General features: G+C 28.5%; 9 protein-coding genes. 6 read left to right on the top strand and 3 right to left on the bottom strand.

Annotated features, from left to right (window positions below):
- Positions 1-7: 7 nt before the first annotated feature.
- The 3 genes from ACPYPZ_RS00325 to ACPYPZ_RS00315 all read right to left on the bottom strand — a co-directional run bounded on the left by ACPYPZ_RS00325 (position 8) and on the right by ACPYPZ_RS00315 (position 16,080).
- Entirely contained in the window at positions 8-991 is a 984-nt protein-coding gene (locus tag ACPYPZ_RS00325) for a DNA cytosine methyltransferase (RefSeq protein WP_426461347.1), read from the bottom strand.
- Positions 992-1,151: 160 nt separating this feature from the next.
- On the bottom strand, positions 1,152-4,625 hold the full coding sequence (locus ACPYPZ_RS00320; protein WP_426461346.1) for a hypothetical protein: 3,474 nt from the start codon (positions 4,623-4,625) through the stop codon (positions 1,152-1,154).
- A 355-nt stretch (positions 4,626-4,980) separates the two neighbouring features.
- Positions 4,981-16,080: a hypothetical protein gene (locus tag ACPYPZ_RS00315; RefSeq protein WP_426461345.1), complete on the bottom strand. Its 11,100-nt coding sequence runs from the start codon at positions 16,078-16,080 to the stop codon at positions 4,981-4,983.
- A 551-nt stretch (positions 16,081-16,631) separates the two neighbouring features.
- Here ACPYPZ_RS00315 and ACPYPZ_RS00310 point away from each other — a divergent pair.
- Genes ACPYPZ_RS00310 through ACPYPZ_RS00285 form a run of 6 tightly spaced genes read left to right on the top strand, consistent with a single transcriptional unit; the run spans position 16,632 to position 22,810 of the window.
- The gene (locus tag ACPYPZ_RS00310) at positions 16,632-16,844 is read left to right on the top strand and encodes a helix-turn-helix domain-containing protein (protein WP_426461344.1); all 213 of its coding nucleotides are present in this window, start codon (positions 16,632-16,634) and stop codon (positions 16,842-16,844) included.
- A gap of 2 nt (positions 16,845-16,846) precedes the next feature.
- Positions 16,847-17,875: a DNA adenine methylase gene (locus tag ACPYPZ_RS00305; RefSeq protein WP_426461343.1), complete on the top strand. Its 1,029-nt coding sequence runs from the start codon at positions 16,847-16,849 to the stop codon at positions 17,873-17,875.
- Positions 17,865-18,773: a DNA adenine methylase gene (locus ACPYPZ_RS00300; RefSeq protein WP_426461342.1), complete on the top strand. Its 909-nt coding sequence runs from the start codon at positions 17,865-17,867 to the stop codon at positions 18,771-18,773. The genes ACPYPZ_RS00305 and ACPYPZ_RS00300 overlap by 11 nt, the downstream gene beginning before the upstream one ends.
- Entirely contained in the window at positions 18,763-20,334 is a 1,572-nt protein-coding gene (locus ACPYPZ_RS00295; protein ID WP_426461341.1) for an AlwI family type II restriction endonuclease, read from the top strand. Before ACPYPZ_RS00300 ends, ACPYPZ_RS00295 begins: the two co-directional genes overlap by 11 nt.
- The gene (gene uvrB, locus ACPYPZ_RS00290; protein WP_426461340.1) at positions 20,334-22,328 is read left to right on the top strand and encodes an excinuclease ABC subunit UvrB; all 1,995 of its coding nucleotides are present in this window, start codon (positions 20,334-20,336) and stop codon (positions 22,326-22,328) included. Before ACPYPZ_RS00295 ends, uvrB begins: the two co-directional genes overlap by 1 nt.
- Positions 22,328-22,810: a hypothetical protein gene (locus ACPYPZ_RS00285; RefSeq protein WP_426461339.1), complete on the top strand. Its 483-nt coding sequence runs from the start codon at positions 22,328-22,330 to the stop codon at positions 22,808-22,810. The genes uvrB and ACPYPZ_RS00285 overlap by 1 nt, the downstream gene beginning before the upstream one ends.
- Positions 22,811-22,817: the final 7 nt, after the last annotated feature.

The raw sequence follows: 22,817 nt of genomic DNA, 5'->3' as shown, positions 1-22,817 counted from the left end.
TCTAAAATTATTTATTATCTTCAAAAAATACTTTTTTAACCATTTTTGCAATACGTTTTGAAAGGAGTGGAGGTACTGCATTACCTATTTGTTTTAAAATATTACTTTTGGTCGAGCAAAATACAAAATCATCTGGAAAACTTTGTAGTCTCGCTAATTCTCTAGGAGTAAGCACTCTATTTAATTTTGGATGAACGTGGACACCTCCGTGATTTTCTTTAACGGTATATGAAGGTCTATCATAATACAGTCTTCTAAATGCATCGGAATAATTTTTCATTGGACTTTTACCACAAGGTGTATTTTTTAATTTTTCAATCATTTCTGACGTGTGCTTAGTGAAAATATGATTAGGTAAGTAATTTTCTGGTTTGTCTTCTAAATCACTAATAGAAGCAAAAACAGTTTGTTCATTTACTTGATAATTCTGAATCATATTTATAACTTGGTCCACTTTATCGGAATCTTTTTTAGGAGCTCCAATAAAAATTACTCTTTCTCTTTTTTGTGGAACACCAAATTTAGACGCATCAACTAATTGAAATTTTGCATAATAACCATAATCATCTAGCATTTTTAGGATTTTTTCAGTAACAAGTACACCGTCATGTTCTTTAAAAGATAAAATTCCTTTAACATTTTCTAACACAAACACTTTTGGTTGTGTTAGACCTATTAAATTAATTGTGTATTTATATAATTGATTTCTGTCATCGTGTGGGTCTCTACGACCAGCCATCGAATATCCTTGACAAGGAAATCCGCCAATTACAACATCAGCAATACCCTTTCAATTATTAGCAATTTCTTGAACTAAGCCTTCTTGTGTAATATCAGTTGTTGTAACTTTTGTACCATAATTTAAGTTGTAAGTGTCCACAGCAGGTTGTCAGAATTCTACAGTTTCAACTATTTCAAAATCATTATGATAAAAACCGTAAGTTAGTCCACCAGCACCTGCAAACAAGTCAATAATTTTGTGTTTACTCATCCATTCCTTTCTATTTATAAATATTATTTTAATTATATTTAAATTAGCAGATAAGAGTGCTAAAAAGTGAATTTTTAATTTTGCTTTTCATATTTTTATACCTAAAAAATTGCAATAAACAAAAAAGCAAACCAGCTTGAATCTAGTTTACTCTTTAAAATTATTTTTCTCTTCTATTGGTTTTTATTAAACCAAATATTGTAGTACCTATACCTACAATGATTGCTGATAAAGCAGCTCATCAAGGTCATCTTAATTTCTCTGTTCCGTATAATTTAGTGTATTCACTTAACAATTGATCTAACTTTTCTTGATATGCTGTTCGAAGTACATTATCTGCTTTTTCAAAATTGACATTTTTGACTTTATAAATATCTTCTAAAGTAATGTCTTTGACATTCTTTTTAAAAATATTAAAAGCATCTTGTAGTTTTAAAGCAGTAACGAAAAGATCATTATTTTTAATTTCTATTTTGTTAAGTTTATAATTTCCTAAATTTACTTTATCTCAATTATTTTCTTTCAGTCCATCAAGCATTTCTTGAATTCCATCAAATTGTTGTTTTTGCTTTTGACTTGTTTTAAATATTACATTATTTAAACTATAAATATTAGCTCCAAAAACATTTTTTGATATTGTGTTTTGTAAATAATCAATAACATTTTGTAATTTTGGATCGGTAATGTTTGAATAGGTTAAGTCATAAAGTGATGCTTGAATTTTTGGTTTATTAGTTATTAATATTAGAGTATGCTGTAAGGTCCCTACTTGACTACTTTTATCTTTGATTTTATCAATAGCAGATTGAGCTGATTTAGATTTATCTTGTAAATAGCCATTCATTAAATCGTTCAGAGTTTTAACTATGTCTTCAATTTCTTTATCTAAAGATATAGCATCATTCACAATTTTATTGTAAGTAGCTTTATCTTTATTAATGTTATTCTGAATTTCAGAAATTATTTTAGATTTATCAACATCAGATAGATATAGTAAATCATTAACCTTTTGAATCGCTTTTTGTATAGATTGATTTTCTTCTATATGATTTTTATCAATATTGCTTACGATATTAGAATTAGTTTCTTTTGGTTGTGTACTATCTTTGGGTTGTGCATTGTTTTGTGCTTTTTCAGGATCTATTTGTTTTTCTTCGCTTGTTGAGTCTTCTGTTTTTGCTTTTTGGTCTTCATCAGATTTTGTTTCATCTTCTTTAGTTTCTGGATTTGATTGTGTTTCTTGAGCAACAGACTCAACTGTTGATTCGCCTTTTTGTGGTTCTACCAAATCTTTTTCATTATCAGCATTATCTATTTTTTCTTTACCATCTAAAGCATGATACTTTTGTTCTAGCTGATTTGTTAATTCGATAACTTGTGCAATATCGAAATTTTTACCATTTTCATAATTAATAGCACTTTCAGCATTTGTTAGTGCATTATCAAAGCTTTCTTTTGGTGTTGATGTAGCATTTTGATATTCAATTGTACTTTTTTGGCTTGATAAGTCGTCACTTTTTTCACTTAACAATTTCATTGCATCATCTAATGGTTTAATTTTAGTTTCAACTTGTGTTAAGTCTTCTAGATTTGAAGCAGTTTTAATTTCATTTTGTAATGCTGTTTTTTGTGCATTATTTAAATATTCAGCACGAACTATTGCATTATCTAAGTTATTTTTTTCTGTATTTAGTTTTTCTGCACCATTTAATTGTTCTGTTGATGTATTTAACTCATTTATAAGTGCTTCAATTTCTTTAGGGTTTTGATTAGTTCCTAGAACAATTGTGTTTTCGCTATTAGTTTTAGAATTATTAAACGTTTCTTGTTTATCAAAATCAGCATCTAAGTAATCTTGAGTCGTAGCAACTTCATTAGCCTTAGAAATTGCTTCTTTTAATGATTGCATAGCTTCATTTAATGGGTTAATTTGTTGTTCGACATTGTTTACATCTGCAACTGTGTTAGCATTTTTAAGTAGCTCTTTTAAATTATTCTTTTGATTCTCTGTTAAATTATTAGCATCATTAATTTTTGCGTCAGTATCCTGTTTTGAGTTTTGTAACTCATTATTTCCATCAAGATTATCTTTAGCTTCATTTAATAAATTAATTAACGAATTAACCTGGCTAGCATTAACATTAGTTCCAAGATCATTATCTTTTGCACTTTCAGCGTTTGTTAAAGCATTATTAAAAATATCTTTATTGGTAGCTTCAGTATATTTTGGAGTTGATTTTACCTCATTTGCTGTTGTAATAGCTTTATTTAAATCATCCATTTTATCATTTAATGTTTTAGCATCATTAATTGCTGCAGTAATTTCTTGGTCGCTTGTAGCATCTTGAATTGCTTGTTTGATAGCTTTTCTTTGAGCTTTATTTAAGTGTGTTAGAGTATCAAGTTCATTATTTGCATTTTCTTGTCTTCTTCCACCATCTAAAGCCTCGTACGCTTCTTTTAGTTTCTTATTTAACTCTTTAACAGCATTTACATCTAGATTTGCTTCTGAATTAATATTTAAAACATTAGTTGCGTTTGTATCCGCTTCATCAAACGCTTCTTTAAGATCTTTTATAGCAAATTTATATTTATTTTCACTTCTTACTGGTGAAAAATTTTTTTCATCAGTATCTAATTGATTCATCGCTTCTGATAGTTTTTCTACTTGAGAATCAAGTTTATCTAACTCAGCTATTGTATTAGTTGGTTCTAAAATATCTAAAAAGAAATTCCTTTGAGAATTATTTAAAGGTCCTTTATTTATTGTAGATTTTAAAGAAATTTTCTTAAATCTAACTCTAGATTCACCATCAAGTTGAGCGTTTGCATCTAATAAATTTCTATAATAACTATCCAAATTATCAAAATTAATTATATTAGTTGATTGCAGCATAGATTTGCTCTCTGCTAAAACTTCATCAAATTGTTTTTGTGCTTCCTTATTAGCTTCTTTGTAATTTAATGTTTCTACATTAGAATTAAATTTTTCTACTAAATTTTTAATGCTTAACATAAGTTCATCTAATCTGCTGTTAAGTTTTTCTATTTCTTCCACTTGATTTAATGTTTGCGCTTCTTCAAGTTCATTTTTTAAGTTGCTTTTTTGTGCTTCTGTTAAGTTTTTTGAATAACTAATAATAGGTTGTATTCGTTCCTTTTCTTCTGCTATAAACTCATCACCATCAAGATTGTTATTTGCAACCTTTAATTTTTTAATTAAATCTTCAATTCCTTTTGCATCAATATTTTGTCCATTAGTTTTATCATATGCATTTGTTGCATTTGATAAAACTGTATCGAAATCCTGTTTATAATCATCTTCTGCTGCTTTATAATTTTGAGTTTGTTTAATTGCATTACCATTTTGCACAGCACTATTTAAAGCTTCCATTTTAGCATCTAACATCTTAGCTGTAGCAATTACACTCTGTACTTCTGCTTCAGTAATTGCAAGCTCAATTTTTTCAGCAAAAAAGTTCTTCTGCTTATTATTTAAATGTTCTAGTTTTTTTAACTCATTATTAGCATCATTTTTCTGTGAATCTTCCGTAATGCTAGATAACGCAACTAGAGAAGGAATTACACCTACTACTGTTGAAGAAACTAATAATCATGTTTTTTTATTTTTCATACTATAATACCTCCATATAGTAATTTTCGTTTAAATTAAATAGATTTATCAAAAAGCTATTTTTTTAATTATATTTGATAATAAAATAAACTTTTTGATTTTTTTAAAAAGAATTTGTCAAAAACGGAATGCTTGAAATCTATTTTTCTCTTAATACTTTTTTGATTATCAATTTATTAGTTTCTAAATTCGACCTTCATACAATTTTTTGTTCCTATTTTATAGACATATTAATTGGAAGTGCGTTTTATATTTATTAATTGCTACATAACATAATTGGTTAAAACTTATATAAAATTGAACGATAAAAGTTAATTAAAAAAGCAAACTAGCTTAAGCTAGTTCACTTCCATAATTATTTTTGTTTTTTATTCTTTTTGAATAATCCATAGATTGTTCCTGAAATTCCTGTGATAATCGCAGCAAGTCCCACTCATCATGGTCATCTTAAGTTTTCTTTATTACCATTTTGATCGTAATCTTTAAGTAATTGTTGAACTTTATCTTCGTAAGCTGTTTTAAGAATATTGTCAGCATTACCTTCTTTGACAGATTGAATTGCTTGAATATCTGCTGGTGTAATATCTTTAATATCTTTGTTTAGGATTTCTAATGCTTTTTTAATTCCTAAGTAGTTAACAAACTTATCATTATTCTTAATTCCTAATTCATTAAGTTTATTATTACCTTGATTTACTTTATTTCAGTCATTTTCCTTAATTGCGTCAAGCATTTCTTTTATAGCATCAAATTGAGCTTTATTTTTGTTAGCTTCATCATTAATTTTATCAACTGTATTATTTAAATCAGGGTTTGTGTTCGTAATATTAGGTTTATTTGTAGCATCATTAAGTTGATTAATAATTTCAGGTAATTTTGGATTATTAATATCTGAGTTTCTTAAATCATTGAGTAATTCCTTAACTTTTTGATTATTCTTAATTTGATCTAAGATATTTTGTAATTTGTCACTTTCAGATGTTTTGTCTTTAAGGTTGTTGATTTTATTTTGTAAATCATTTGCTTTATCATCTGAATAATCTTTTGTTAAATCGTTTAAGCCATTAATTACGTCTTGAATTTGGTTATTTAAATCAATAGCTTGTTTTACAACTTTATCATAGTCTTCTTTTTTGGTTGAATCATCATTCTTAATTTGATCGACAAATTTTTGTTTATCGCTATCTGAAAGATTTGGAAGCTTATTAATTTCGTTAATAGCATCTTGTTTATCTTTATCAACTTGAACTGCTTGTTTAACTATATCACTAGCTTTATCAGGGTTGTTATGTAGCTCTTTAATATAATCATCTTTTTGTTTATCAGTTAAGTTTGGAAGATTCTTAATTTGTTCTTCAGAACTATTGATTGTAGATGTAATATCTTTTTTTGTTTTATCAATATTATCAAGTAAGTTTTGAAGTTGTTCCGCAGTTTGATCTTGATTATTTAATTTATTACTATCTTTTAGATCTTCTGCAGCTTTAATTGCATCTTTATAAGCTTGTTGTTGGTCTTTATTTGCATCATTAAATACTTTTGAATTTTCAAACTCTTTACTATCTGCAATTTCTTTTTCTAATTTATCTTTTAAATCATTGAATTTTTGATCACCATTAAGATTATCAGTTGCGTTTGTAAGGTTTTGAATTTGATTATTGATTTGAGTTGGATCAGTTACATTTGAATTTTTTAGTGTCTCAGTAGCTGAATTAATTTGGTTATCTAATGTAGTTTGTTTGTCATTATCAGCATCACGATAATTTGGTGTTGTTTTAGCAGCTTCAGCTTGTTTTTTAGCTTCTTTAAGATTATTCATTGCTGTATCAAGGTCTTTAGCTTGTTTTACAACATCACCTACTTTAGCAACTGTATTAGTTTTACTATCATCCACCTTATCTTTAAGTGCTTGTTTTTGACTTGGTGTTAAGTTTGAAAGTGCATCAATATCTTGTTTTGCTTTAGTTTTAGCATCAGCTAATTGTTTATCACCATCTAAAGCATTATTTGCATTATCTAAATTATTAATTAGGTTTTGAACTGCTTGATCATTTAAGTTTTTACCTTTTTCTTTATTTAATGCATCATTTGCAGCTTTTAGAGCATCTTCAAGTGCTTGTTTGTTTGAAGCTTCAGTGTATTTTGGAGTATTAGTTCCTTTAGTAATTGCGTCAACTTTGTTTTTAAGCTCTTGCATCTTCTTATCTAAGTTTTCTGCTGTAGTTAATGTATCTGAAATACCATTTGATGTTGTAGCATTATCTACTGCTGTTTTAAGTGCGTCTTTTTGAGCGTCATTTAAATTATTTAAAGCATCTATTTTTAATTTAGCTTGATCTTTAGCACTATTAAGTTGGTTATTTCCATCAAGTTTACTTTGTAATGTAGTTAATTTTTCCTTAAGAGTATTTACTTGTGTAGCATCTAAATCTCTATTTGGAGTAATAGTTGTATTAGTTAATTTATCCGCTTCATCGTAAGTATCTTTAAATTGTGTTTTGTTTGGTTCAGAAGCATTTAAATAATTTGCATTTGTTAAAACATTATTATCTTGAATAGATTTAACTGCATTAGCTAATTGTTCCATTGCTTGATCTAATGTTTTAGCATTAGTTAAAGTAGTTTCTAATTTTGCTTTTGAAGTAGCGTTATTAATTTGAGTTGTTAATGAATTAATTTGTGCTGTATTTAAGTGCGGATAATCTTTAGTAAGATTTGTAATTGCATTGTTTTTAGCTTGTGTAAGTTGACTTTCACCATTTAAGTCACTAATTGCTGTTGCAATTGCATCAATTTTAGCTTGTACATCTTGTAAGTTTAATGAACTTGTGCCATCTGATAATTTACTAAATGTTTCGGCTGTAGTTATCGCAGTATCAAGTGCATCTTTTGTTTCAGGTGTAGCATCAGCATAAGCTTGTGTTGGAAGAGTCTTTGTTTTAGCATCTTGAATTTCCGTTGCTAAACTATTCATTTTTTTATCTAACGCATCAGCATCATCATAAATATCTTCAACAGCTTGAATAGTATTTACATTAGCATTATTAATTTTTGCTTTTAAAGCTTCTTTTTGATTATGTGTTAAGTGAGTTAATTTATCTATCTTACCAATAACTTCTTGTTTTTTAGCATCAAGTTCTATATCACCATCTAAAGCTGTATATGCATCATTTAATGTTTTTGTCAATTGATTTGCTTTTGTAACATCAATGTTGGTTGCTGTTTTATCATTAATTTCATTATTAGCATTTGTTAATGCTTGGTTGAACTCAGCTTGTTTTGTTGCGTTAGAATTTTTGTATTTTGGTGTGTTAGCAGTATTTGTAACTGACTCGATTTGTTCACGTAATGCTTTCATAGCATTATTAAGTGGAGATATTTTTGCATCAATATTATTTAAGTCTGTTAAATTAGTTGCGTTTGTAACTGACTGTGTGAGTGCATCTTTTTGAGCTTTATTAAGGTATTGAGCATCTGTAATTGCTTTTTGAACTTCAGCTTTTTTAGTTGTAAGTTTTGAATCACCATTTAATGCACCAGTTGCGTCTGTTAATGCTTTTGTTAATGACTGAGCTGATGATAATGAAGTATTAGCATTATCATTTACAGCAGCTTCAGCATTTGTAAGTGCTGTATTAACTGTAGTTTGTTTATCAGAATCTGCAGCAGTGTAGTTTTGAGTTTTTTGAGCAGCTTTAGCATCTTTAATAGCATCTTTAAGTGTTTTCATAGCATCATCAAGTGGTTTAACTTTATCTTGAATTGCTTTAGCATCTGCTACTGTTGTAGCGTTATTTAATTCATTAGTTAAAGCTGCTTTTTGTGCAGTTGTTAAATTCTTAGCATTAGTAATTGCTTGTTGAGCTGCTGTTTTTGCTTTAGAAACTTCTATGTTTCCGTCTAGAGCACTTGCAGTATTATTTAAAGCTCTAATTAAGTCTTGAACTGCATCTGCATCAATGTTGGTTCCTTTTTCTTTATCATATGCATTTGTTGCGTTGGTTAGTGCTGTATCAAATGCTTTTTTAGGTGTAGCAGTTGCTTGAGTATATGCAGGTTTTTCTTTTTCTTTATTAGCTTTAATAATTGTTTGGTTTAAAGCACCCATTTTTGTATTTAACGCAGTTGCTGTATTAACAGCCGTTGTTACTTCTGCGTTAGTTTTGGCATTTGCTACCGCTGTTTTTGCAGCTTGTAATTGAGCGTTATTTAAGTTGGTTAATGTATCTAAGGTTGTATTAGCAGTATTTTGAGCTTGTTCTAATTTATTTTGACCATCTAATGATTGTTTAGCTTTTTGAAGTTGGTCTTTTAATTTATCAACTGCAGCTTTGTCTTTATTTGCATCTTCTGCAGCATTATTTACATTAGTAAGTGATGTAGCACTATTTATTGCATTAGTATATGCTTGTTGTTTAGTTTGATCAGAGTTTAAATAATCTGCACTTTCTGTTACTTTTGCTTTATTATACTCATCCACTAAGTTCTTAAGTTCGCCCATTGAAGTATTTAATGCCACAGCTTTTGCAAGTTCAGTAGAAACACCTTCTTTTGTTGTTGCTTTATTAATTGCCTTAACTAATCCAGTTTTTTGTGCTTGGTTAAGATTATTTAAAGTTTCATTAATTTGCTTAATTCCTTCCGCTTGTGCATCACCAAAGGCTTTATCACCATTAAGTGCGTTATATGCATTATTTAAGTTTGTAGTTAATGAATCAATATTTGCTGAATCTAGGTTCGCAGTACCTGTTTTCTTATTTGTAAGGTTGGTTACTGCTGTATGTTGATTATCAAATTCTTGTTTAAGTTTTGCATCGGCATCAACATATTTAGTTTGTGTTGAATATTTAGAGTCATCAATTGTTTTTAATGCTTTTTCTAAGTTATTCATTGAAGTGTCTAAAGCATTCGCAGTAGTTGTGATTGTATTAACTTGAGCAACCGTTGTCACTTTAGCATCTTTAACTTGATTTATTAACGCTGTTTTTTGAGCATCATTTAAGTGTGTAAGTGCTTTAATTGCTGTTTCAGCTTGTTGTTTAGCATTTGATAAATTAGTATCACCATTTAAGGTTGTAGTAGCTGATGTTAATTCTTGAGCTAAACGTTGTGCATCAGCAAGTGTTGTGTTTTGATTATCTTTTAAAGCGTTTTGTGCTTCAGTAAGTTTGTTATCAAATGTCGTTTTCTTGTTAGCGTCTGCATCAGTGTAGTTTACTGTTGGTTTAACTTTATTTGCTTCTGTTGCAGCATCTTTTAATGCTTTCATCGCAGTATCAAGTGGTGTAACTTTATTTCCGACCGCTTGTGCTTCTGCTACTGTTGTAGCATTATTTAATTCAGTAGTTAAAGCGTTCTTTTGAGCAGTTGTTAAGTTTTTAGCATCAGTAATTAATTTTTCTGCTGCTTTTTTAGCATTTGAAACTTCTATGTTACCATCGAGAGCAGTTGTAGCTTCATTTAAAGCTTTAATTAATTTTTGAACTTCTGCACTATCAATGTTAGTTCCAGTAGTTTTGTTATTTTGATTTGTTGCGTTGGTTAGTACTGTATCAAATGCTGATTTAGGTGTAGCAGTTGCTTGAGTATAGTTTGCTGTTTTCTTTACACCGTTAGCATCTGTGATTGCTTGGTTTAAATTACCCATTTTTGTATTTAACGCAGTTGCGTTTGCTACCGCTGTATCTACATCCGCATTAACAAGTGCGTTTGCTACCGCTCTTTTTGCGGCTTGTAATTGAGCGTTATTTAAATTAGTTAGTGTGTCTAAGGTTGCATTAGCTTTAGCTTGTGCTTGGTTAAGAATAAAGGTTCCTAATAAAGAATTACGAGCATTTTCTAACTGTTCTTTTAATGAACTAACAGCATCTTTATTTAAGTTAACTGAACTATCTGAATTATTATGTTTTAAAACATTTTGTGATTGAGTTAAAAGTTGTTTATAAAGAACTTGTGAAATAGCAGGTGCATTTAAGTAATCAGATGTTTTTTCAAGATCTGGGTTAGTATAACTATTTACCAATTGTTGCAGTTCATTCATTGAGTTATCTAATTGTATTGCAGTTATTACAATTCCTGACACAGCAGACATTGTGTTAGTATCTGCAGAATCGATGTTGTTATTTAATGCATTTTTTTGTGCTTGGTTTAAATGTGGTAAACCATTAATTTGTTGTATTGCTTTATTTTTAGCATTTGCTAAGTTAGTATCACCATTTAAAGCTGTATAAGCATCTTTAAGTGTAGTACCCAATTGTTTAATCTTTGCTATATCTAAATTAGCAGTACCAGTAGTTTTATTTACTAATGAATTTACATTGTTATATGCAGTTTCGAAAGCTGTTTTAAGGTTTGGATCTGCATCAATATATTTTGCGTTTGTTTGATAATTTGTTTTATTTACTGCAGCAACTTCGTTTGCAAGATTTTCCATCTCTTTATCTACAGCAGTTGCGCTTGTAACTATGCTATTAACAGACTCAACAGTATTTGTTGTATCTGTTTTAACTTTATTAACTAAAGCTGTTTGTTGAGCATTATTTAAATGTGTCAGAGCTTTAATAGCTTTTTCTGCTTCTGTTTTAGCGTTTACTAAGTTAGTATCACCATTTAATGCTATATAAGCTTTATTTAATGATTTATTTAATGCCACTACTTCGGTTTTATCCATTGCTGAACCTGTTTTAGCAATTACAGCTTCAGCTTTACTTAATTCGCCATCAAATGTTGTTTTAAGTGAAGGCGTTGCTTCTAAATAATTAGTAGTAGATTTAACAGTTTTATCTGTTGTAACTGCTGATGATAATTGTTGCATAGCAGCATTAAGTTCTGTTGCTGTTGTTTGTAGTGCAGTGACTGCTTGAATTGTATTAGCAGATGTTAATTCTTGATTTAATTTTGCAACTTGTGCATTATTTAAGTAAGTTAATCCTTGAAGTGCTTTTGTAAAGGTATCTTTAGCATCTTGTAGTTTTGTATTACCATTAAGCTCACTAATTGCAGTTGTAAGTGCGGTTGTATCACCTTCAACTACCGTAGGATCTATTGTTTGAGCTTGAGCATCAGTAAGTGCGGTTGTTGCATTATTAATTGCAGTTGTAAGTGCTGTTTGCTTGTCCTTGTCTGCTTCTGTGTAATTTGGTGTAGCTTTTTCTTTTTCAGCTTGAGTTTTTGCTTCACTTAATTTTTCCATTGCACTATCAAGGTTTTGAGCTTGAGTAACAACTTTATCAATATCAGATTTGGTTATTTTATTATTTACCAAAGTCTTAAGTTGTTGTTTTTGATTTGGTGTTAAATGAGTTAAACCGTTAATCGTACTTTCAGCTGTGGTTTTTGTTTCTTGAACTTGTGCGTTTCCATTAAGTTTTTCTTTTGCATCACTCATTGTTTTAATTAATGAATTGATATCACTAATGGTTAAATTTTTACCACTATTAGCTTCATTACTTGCGTTTGTAATTGCTGTGTTAAAAGGTTTTTGTGTTTCAGAAGTTGCTTCTGTGTAATTTGGATTAGTTTTATAAGCTGTATTTTCTGTAATTGCATCAGTAAGTTTTTTCATAGCAGCATTAACTGTGTCTGCATTTGTTTTTGCTTTATTTACGTCAGCAATTGTGGTTTGTTTATTAACTTCAGCTTTTAAAGCATTCTTTTGAGCATCGTTTAAATTTGGAAGTAACTCAATTGCAGCATTAGCAGCATCCTTAGCGTTTTTAAGTTGTGTATCACCATTAAGCTTACTTGATGCTGTGTCTAATGTTTGTTTGATTTCATTAATTTTTGCTGGATTTATTAAACCACTTGACTTAATTGCAGTATTTGCAGTAGTTAAAGCTTCATTAAATGGTTGTTGGTTTGTTGCTTGAGTGTATGCTGGTGTAGCTTTTTTGGTTTCGGCATTACTTACTGCAGTTTTTAAATCACCCATTGCAGTATTAACTGCATCAGCATTTGATTTTGCTGTATTTACATTAGCAATTGTGGTTTGTTTATTAACTTCAGCTTTTAAAGCATTCTTTTGAGCATCTGTTAAATTAGATAACTTATCTATTTCACTATTAGCTGTGTTTTTTGCTGCTTGTAATCTTGTATTACCATTTAAAGCTGTCACAGCATCTTGTAAAGCTTTAATTTGTGCTTGTACTTCAGTATTATTTTTATTTGCACCTTGAGCACCCAGCAAGGTATTAGAATCACCAATAGCATTATTTAATGTTGATTGATTATCTGCGTTAATATAATTTGATGTTGTTTGAACTGTTTTTGCTTTTTTAACTTCATCAGCTAAACTTTGCATTGAAGTATCCAAAGTTTTAGCTGTTGTTTTAATTGGAGTAATACCAGCAACCGAAGTTTGATTATCAATTTCATCTTTTAAGCTTTTTGCTTGTGCTGGATTAAGGTTTGTTAAACCATTAATATATTGTTTTGCAGTGGTTTTAGCATTTGCTAAATTAGCATTACCATTTAACTCTTCTTTTGCAGAATTGTATTGTTTTACAAGTGCTTCAGCTTGTTCTAAAGTAGGTTTAGCAGTTGCTACTGTATTATTTTCAGCATTTGTTACTGCATTATTAAATGCTGTTTGATTTTCTTGTGAAGCATCTAAGTAATTTGTGGTTTTCTTAGTTGATGTTGCATCCGTTTGAATATCTCTAACCTTTTTCATCGCATCATTTAAACTTGATGCACTTGAATCAAGTTGGGTGACTGCTGAAATTGTAGTAGCAGCATTAATTTTAGTTTTATAGTCATCAGCTTGAGCTTGGGTTAAATATTGATAATTATTTGCAGTGAATTTGTCTAGTGCAGTATTTTTAGCTTCTTGAAGCTTTGCATCTCCGTTTAACGCATCTCATTTATTTTGTAAAGTTGTTGTTTGAGTTGTAACTGCTGAATTATTCTCATTAGAACCTGTTTCTTTATTAAGTAATTCTTTTGCTTTATTTAGTTCAGTATTAAAGTCTTCTTGATTTGTAGCATTAATATATTTAGGATTGGTTTTTTTACCTTCAAGTTCAGTCACTTTTTCAGATAAAGCCTGCATTGATGTATTTAAAGTAGTTGCATCAGTAACTGCAGTTTGAACAACTGATGAACTAGTTGGATTTTTTAATTTGTCTAAAGCACTTTGTTTTTGTGCATTATTTAAGTAATTAAGTTTGTTAATTTCTTCTTTAGCTTTAGTTATTTCTGAATCAAATATTGCTTGACCATCTAGATTATTCGTGGCAATTGTTAAATCATTTGTTAATTTATTGATTAAATTAATGTCTGTAGTAGGAAGTTGTGAATTTGAATAATGAAAAGTTTTATAAGCAGGTTCATATGCATCATCAAAGGCTTTTTTAACGTTTGCAGATGCATTGGTATATTTAATTGTTGGTTTAACCCTGTCAGCTGCTTTAAGTGCTAGTTTTAGCGATCTCATCGCATAGTTGAACGGATCAATTTCATTATAAATAGCTTTAACCTCAGCTACAGTCGTACATTTATCAATTCTTTTTATAAATCAATCTGATTGTGGTGGTCTAATAATATATTCTGCAGTATTCAATTTAGCTTTTGCGACATTTTTTTCTCAAACTAATTCACCATCAAGTTCACTAATTAGTTTCATAGCTTGATTGTAATCAGCTTCCATTTGTGCACCGTCTAATTTAGCAGTATCATTAACAGTTCCACCTGTTAATCCATTTGGTGAATATATGTAGTAAGATTTAAATTTTTCAATTAATGTATCTAACGGATTTTTAATTGAAGGAGATGCTTTTGAATAAGTATGATTATCTTTTTGTTGTCATGTAGTTTGATATGGGGTAATAACGTTTTGGAAAATAAGTTGTGAATATTTAATTTGTTTGAGAACATCCGCAATATTTGGTAAAGCTAAGAGTTGTTCCTTAGTTTCATCTTTAGATTTAAGTTTAAACTCCCCAGCATCAATAATTTTCTTAAGTGCAGCTTGGATTCTATTTCCACTTCATCCTTGATTTACTGCATTTTTAATTTGTTTAATTAACTCTTTTTTTGCTTCGTATCATTTGTTATTAAATCAGAATATTTTATTATCAGTATATGTGAATGTTTCTTTGTTATACTCAAAAGATTCTTCTACAAAATAATTCTCTAAACTTTTTTCATCATAATAAGTCACTGCACTTTTTACTTTATCTGAGTTTGCTGGATAAGCTGGAACTTTAGACCCATCGTAACTAAAAATAGCTGTTTTAGATACACCTTTGCCAGCAAAAGATTTTTCAGTAAATTGCATTGTACCAAGCGGATTATTTAAATCGTTGTAGTAAAAATCAGTTCTAAAGTTTGGTGTAACTGCTTCAGAAGATAAAGGTTCATTATTTACTTCTGAGACTTTTGCATCAGCTTTAAAATATGCATTTTGGAATTTGCTTCTGTCTAAAAAGATAGATTTAATCCGTCTATAGTATGGATTTTCTGAGCCATCATGGCGATCTACTCAAAACGCACTAATAAATGAACGGTATGAAATTTGTAAATTGTTGTAATCTCTTGGAACGAACTCAATTGGATAATCTTGACTTGGTCTTAAGTTACCTTGCTCATTTTTCAATGGACTTAAAGCACTTTTTCTTATCTTGAATTTAAGCTTGATAATAGGTGTAGGAACATTATTATCTGGTGTATATAATGTTCAAAATGCTACAGCATGTCCTAACGCAGTAAAGTTATCCATAAAGTTATAAATAGGTGAACGATAAGCATCATTAAAACGAAAAACTTGAGTCATCATATAACCAAAAGGATCGGCTTTTTGTGCTTTTTCATCAGTTATTTTCTCAGGTATATTTGTAGTAGTAATGTTATAAATATATCCACCATTTTTTGAAAATGTATAAGTTTTATTGTTTGTGTCGTGCAGAGGATAAGCAAAATTATCTCACGCAGCTGGATTAGAATCGCCCAATTCTGTAATTTGTTTGCTCATAATTGGTGTCTTATCTTCTTCGCTTGCATAAGACTCAATATAAAAACTATTAGGAACAAATTGAAAATCACTTGAAAGGTTTAGTCCAAAAGTAAAGTCTTTCATTCAACTCGGAAAATATCTAACTCCATTGAATGGAGCAGAATTATTAAATGTTGCTTCAAATTCTCATTCTTCATTATTTGCAATATCACTTCCAAATAGAGGTTTGTTATCTATTTGCTTGATATATAAAACTTCTGGGTTATTTCAATTAACTCCATTGTTATCGTAATTAAAGTATGATTCCCCTCAGTCTTTGACAAATGGTGAGTATTGCTCTTCACCTTCTTTTATTCAATTCAGAACGTTATCAGTTGGCTGAGGTAATCCAACTGCAGCTTCTGTAGTTGAACTAGAAACACCTAAAGAGAGCGGTACTAGTCCACTAACTGTTAAAGTGGCAGAAGTCAATAAAATTGCTCTTGCTTTTTTACTATTTTTCATAAGATGTTCTCCTTTAAAACTTACATTTAATTAAAAAATAATAAATATAAGTTCATTTGTTAATATATATATATATATATTAATTGATACGAACATATTATATAACTTTTCTAAATACCATATCATGCGACAATTTTGACAGAATTAATTAAATACTTTTATACACTAAAACCATATTCAATAACATTTAAACGACTTTGAAAATCACAAAACTTATAAAAAACTTTTTATTTTTATCTATGTTTGAAAATTAAATTTATAGTAAAATTAAAAAATAACAAAGATAGTTAATTTTAATTATTTTAAAAATCATAAAAATAGAAGAGGAACTTATATGCGTAAAGTAGTTAGACTTAAAAACAAATTACGTGCAGAAAAAAGAGCTAAAAAACTTGCTAAAGAACAAGCAAGAGATCAAAGAAGAGCTGAAAAAGCTGCTGCGTAATAAATTTTCTGCACGGTTCTCGTGCATTTTTTATTGTTTTTTTAGTTTGCGATAAAAAACTTTTAACATCTTAACAAAAACTTTATAATTCTTATAGGAGTTAAAAATGAATTTTAGTTACAAACCACTTTGAAAACTATTAATTGATAAAGATATGAGCAAAAAAGAATTTATGGAAAAAGCCAAAATCTCAAAAACCACCTTATATAAACTTGTTAATAACAAAAATGTAACCACCGATATATTATTACGTATATGTAAAGCACTTGAATGTGATTTATCCGATATTATCGAATGCATTACAAGTGATTGTGAGTAACTATGAATAAATTTAATTTAGAAAACAGAAGATATATAGGTAATAAAAACAAGTTATTAGATTGAATTTTTGAAGAAATTCAATCCAATACAGAAGGTGAAACATTTTTAGATTTATTTGCTGGTACAGGGGTAGTCGCTAGAAGAGCATCTAATTATTATAAAGAAGTTCATATTAATGACTTCTTAAGCTCAAACAACGTAATTTATAATGGTTTTCTTTCTCAAGAACCATACAACCAAAATTTAATTTATGAATTAGCAATAGAATTTAGTAAATTACAGCCAAAACAACTTAAAGATAATTATTTTAATTTAAATTTTGCTAACTCGTATTTTGGAAATAACGACGCAAAGAAAATCGGTGAAATACGTGAAAGAATTGAGCAATTATTTATAGAACATAAAATTAACAAAAAAGAAAAATCTATTTTATTATCTTCATTAATTTATTCAGCAGATCGGATCGCAAACACCGTAGGTCACTACGAGTCTTACCACAAAAAAGATTTAAAAGATAACCAGTTCAACTTTTTGTTGATTAATCCTATTAAAGATTTTCCAGCAAAAATAAAAATTACACAAGAAGATGCTAATGAGTTAGCAAAAGAAGTTGCAGTAGATATTGTCTTTCTCGATCCACCTTACAACTCCAGACAATATTCTCGTTTCTATCACGTTTTGGATAATTTAGTTGAGTGAAAAAAACCAGAATTATTCGGAACAGCTAAAAAACCGAAACCTGAAAAAATGAGCGATTATTCTCGTGCAAAAGCTCCTCAAGTGTTTGATAATTTAGTTAAATCGCTAAATTGTAAATATATAGTCGTAACATATAACAACACTTACAATCCAAAAAGTAAGACATCAAAAAATAAAATTTCCTTTGAGCAAATTCTCAATTCATTGAATTCTATTGGCGAAACTAAGTATTTAGAAAAAGAACACTCATTTTTTAATTCAGGAAAAACTGATTTTTCAAACCACCGTGAATTTTTATTTATAACAAAGGTTAATAATAATGAAAATTAAAAGATCTCCTTTATTTTACGTTGGTGATAAATATAAATTAATGAGTCAATTAGTTGAACTTTTTCCAAAAGAAATAAATAATTACTATGAACCGTTTGTCGGTGGCGGAAGTAGTTTTTTAAATGTTAATGCAAAAAAATACATAGTTAACGATATTGACACAAACATTATTAAATTACATAAGTTTTTATCAAGTTATAAAGATGATTTTTCAAAACTGATTAAGCAGATAGAAAAATTAATAATTCATTATAAATTAAGTTCATCATTTTTACTTAACACAGAAATTCCATGAGAATTGAAAAAACAATTTCCTAAAACTTATTTTGCAAAATATAACAAAGAAGCATACCTGAAATTAAGAACTGATTTTAATAAAAATCAAAACAAGATTGAATTGCTTTATTTATTATTAATCTTTGGTTTTAATCATATGATTCGTTTCAACAACTCACAACAATTTAATTTACCTGTCGGAAATGTAGATTTTAATAAGAATGTGTATCAGGCATTGGATGAATATATTAAATTTATGAGTGCACACAATGTTACGTTTGAAAACAAAGATTACTTAAAATTCTTAAAAAATCAAAAATTCAATAATAATGATTTTATTTATTTAGATCCTCCATATTTGATTTCATTTAGTGAATATAACAAATTATGAAATGAAAACAAAGAACGAGAATTATACAAATATTTAGATTACTTAAATTCAGTAGGAGTAAAATTCGGTATTTCTAACATTACACATCATAAAGGAAAAGAAAATCAAATTTTACTGAATTGAATGACTAAATATAATGTTTACGAAATTAAAAGCAATTACATTAGCAGATTCAATAATAAGCTAAAGCCAAATTTACGTGAGGTTTATATAACAAATTATGAAAAATAAAGTTAAAGCATTATCCTTTTCAACAACATTAAGAAATCCAGAACGAATTATCGATTTTTTAAAGTGTTTGCAACCATTTAATGGTCTTTTCTTGAATAATGAAACTATTGTTCAAATAGTAAAGGAAGTAATAAAAAACAAAGTATACAAAACGAAATATATATTAGAAAATACCGAATTATTTAACGTTTTAAAAGACGAAAACAAAACTTTTACTAATGAACAACTAAATGAAATAATTACAAATAGTCCACAAAATCATAAAGAAAAATGTTTCGAGAAAGGTTGGCCAAGTAGGTTTGATACTTGATATAAATTAATTAAAGAATTTGGTTTTATAAATTATGAAATGAATCGAAAGCTAGAAATCACTCCTACAGGATGACTTCTACTTTCATCCACTAATTTAGAAAACAAAATCAATGATAACGATATTTATCTAAACGCATTAATGAAGTATCAAACACAAAACCCATTTCGAGTTACTTCACAAAATTATAAGCCACTTATTTTTACTGTTCAAGTCCTAAAATATTTAGAACAAAAAATAAACGAATTTGCAGGTCTTTCTAAAAAAGAAATTAGTCTCATTTTATGCTGACAAAACGATAATTATGAGGAATTTGGAAATTTCATTTTAGATTTAAGAAAGCAATATTCCAACACACCAACAGATGAAATATTATATGAATTGTGTTTAAATTTTTTAAATAGTAAAAATGAAAAACGATTTAAATTATCTCAATTATTAAAAGAAGGCGTTGATGATTTAATTAGAAAATTAAGAATTACAGGACTATTTACATTGCGTGGTAACGGAAGATATATTAATTTAAACTCACTAAGAAAAAACGATATTGAATATGTTATAAAAAATTATTCCCAAATAAAAAAATTTAAAGATGAATCCGATTACATCTGTTATATGTCTGAAGTAGATAAAAACATTGTGAAAACTCGCAATTTAGAAATTTCAGAATCTATAAATATTCAAAATATTAAACAAATTTCTTTGTTAAATTTTGCAAATATATATCCATATTCAAAAATAATTGATGAAATAAACAATCTAATACTTAATAAACCTTCTAAAGATGAAATTTTAAAAATGATTAATGGACCAGTAAGGTTTGAATTTTTAATTGCAATAATACTTAAAAAGAAATTTCCTACATTAGAAGTAAATCCTAATTATATTATCGATGACCAAGGAATTCCAATCAATCACGCAAGTGGTAATCAATCTGATATTGAAATATTCGATTCAAGTTCATTAATCTTGACGGAAGTAACTTTAATCAAAAATAAAAGCCAAGCAATTTATGAAATTCCTTCTATAACTAGACACTTAGCAGAAATAAATAAAAACAGCATTACAGAAAAGTACGCTTTTTTCGTTGCACCACAAATTCATCAAGATGCAATTTATATGTGCCAATTTACAAAATGACAATACAACATTGAATTTTTTTATTTTAATGTTTTAGATTTTATACAAAACATTATAAAAGCAGAAAACATTCATAATTTACGTTTTAACATTTTAAGCGAGGTAAAATAATGGGTTTATTTAAGTTAAAAGCTGATTACCAACCAACTGGTGATCAGCCAGAAGCAATTGCTAAAATGGTTAAAAATATCGAAGATGGAATTGACGAACAAGTTCTTTTAGGTGTTACTGGTAGCGGTAAAACATTCACAATTGCTAACGTAATTAAAGAATTTAATAGGCCAACTATTGTACTATCACATAATAAAACCCTAGCAAGTCAACTCTATAGCGAATTAAAATCGTTTTTCCCAGAAAATGCTGTTGAATATTTTATAAGTTATTTTGATTATTTTAGACCAGAAGCTTATTTGCCTAACACAGATACATATATTGAAAAAGATTCAAAAACAAATGAGCAAATTGAAATTTTACGTTTAAGTGCATTAAACTCACTTATTAATCGTAAGGATGTTATTGTTGTAGCTTCAGTTAGTGCTATTTATGGTGCACTAAATCCTGAAATATATAAAGATGCTTTTTATCGCTTTTTTATTGGGCAACCTATTTCGATTAGTAAGTTTACTTATGAATTATTAAATATTCAATATGTTAGAAATGATATGGAATTAAAACCTGGTACTTTTACCGTAAAAGGTGATTTAGTTATTGTCCAACCTGCTGATAGTGAAGATAAAGCTGTTCGTATTAGTTTTTTTGGAGATGAAATTGAGGAAATTGCAATTATTGATCCATTAACTAAAAACGTTTTAGAAAAAGTCAATATATATGTTTTATCGCCTGGTTCCGAATACGCTACAAGCACAAGTATTTATCAAGAAATTACACCTTTAATTCTTGATGAATTAGATAAACAGGTTTCTTATTTTACAAAAGAAGGAAAGATACTTGAAGCTACAAGGCTTAATCAACGTGTTAAAAATGATATTGACGATATGCTAGAATTTGGCCAATGTAAAGGGATTGAGAATTATTCAATGTACCTTGATCGTCGTACTTTTGGAGAACGCCCTTTCACAATTTTAGATTTCTTTCCAAAAGACTCGTTAATGTTTATTGATGAATCTCATATGTTTGTACCACAATTAAATGGAATGTATAAAGGTGATCGTTCGCGAAAAGAATCATTAGTAAATTACGGTTTTAGATTACCTAGTGCCTTGGAAAATAGACCTTTACAATTTAATGAGTGAGAAACAGAATTTAAATTTAAAAAGGTTTACATTTCAGCAACACCTGGTGATTATGAGCTAGAACGAACTCCAGAAATTATTCCATTATATGTCAGACCAACAGGTTTAATTGATCCTGAAATTATTATTAAACCAACTAAAAACCAAGTCGAAGATATTTATGATACTTTAATCAAACAAAGAGAAAATAATGAAAGAACAATCATTTTAACAGTAACTAAAAGAATGGCTGAAGAGCTTTCTACTTATCTAATTGAAAAAGGAATTAAAGCAGCTTATATTCACTCTGAACATAATACCTTTGTGAGAAATGAAATTTTACGTAAATTGCGTTTAGGAACGTACGAAGTAGTTGTAGGTATTAACTTACTTCGTGAAGGTATTGATTTACCTGAAGTATCTAAAGTAATTGTTTTAGATGCTGACAAAGAAAGTTTTATGCGTAATTCACGCAGTTTAATTCAGATTGTCGGACGTGCGGCTCGTAATGCAAACGGACAAGCAATTTTATACGCAGATAAAATTACAAAAAGTATGCAAGAATGTATTGAAGACAATGCTAAAAAACGTAAATTACAAATAGCATATAATAAAAAACATAATATTACACCAAAGACAATTATCAAACCTATTAGCGAACCAATTCATGGTCACGATATTATGAATGCGGTCCAATTATTACTTGATAAATCACAATCAGGTAAAAACATTCAGAAAAAAGAAACTAAAAAATCAAAAGAAATTCTAATTAAAGAGCTTAAAGAGCAAATGAATCAAGCAGCCAAAGAACTCGATTATGAAAGAGCAATCGAACTTCGTGACTTATTATTAGAATTACAAAAGGAGCAATAATGTTTTACACAACAGAAGAAATTATTAAAAATCAAGATGATATTAAATCATTTACTATTGATGTATATTCAATTCATCAAGCATTTATTAAATTACTAAAATTATCTGATCGTATCGAATGAACTGAAGAACTTAGAAATGAACTTTTAATTAATCACTTCGAAACAAATAGAACATATTCAAAAGTTTTAGATAAATTTGCTTTATATTTAGCAAAAGCTCTTTTTAACATTGATATTTGAAGAGAAAATGAAATTACAGAAAAATTCAATAATGTTAAAAAATATTTAACAAACAACAATGAAGAACAAGTAATTTCTGAAATGAAAGAAATTTTCACTTTCTTAAAATTAAAAGGTAAAGCACAAGATATAGAGAATCTTGTTACTACTTGAGATTTATTTAGCGATGCTAATAAAACAAAAGTATTAAAAACTAGTTTTAACTTTGAACCAGTTAGTGGATGTGATCTGCCAGAATAGGAGAATT

This window comes from Mycoplasma hafezii, assembly GCF_049942695.1.
In the GTDB taxonomy this organism is placed as follows: Bacteria; Bacillota_I; Bacilli_A; order Mycoplasmatales; family Metamycoplasmataceae; genus Mycoplasmopsis; species Mycoplasmopsis hafezii.
This window is presented reverse-complemented; position numbering and strand designations above follow the sequence as displayed.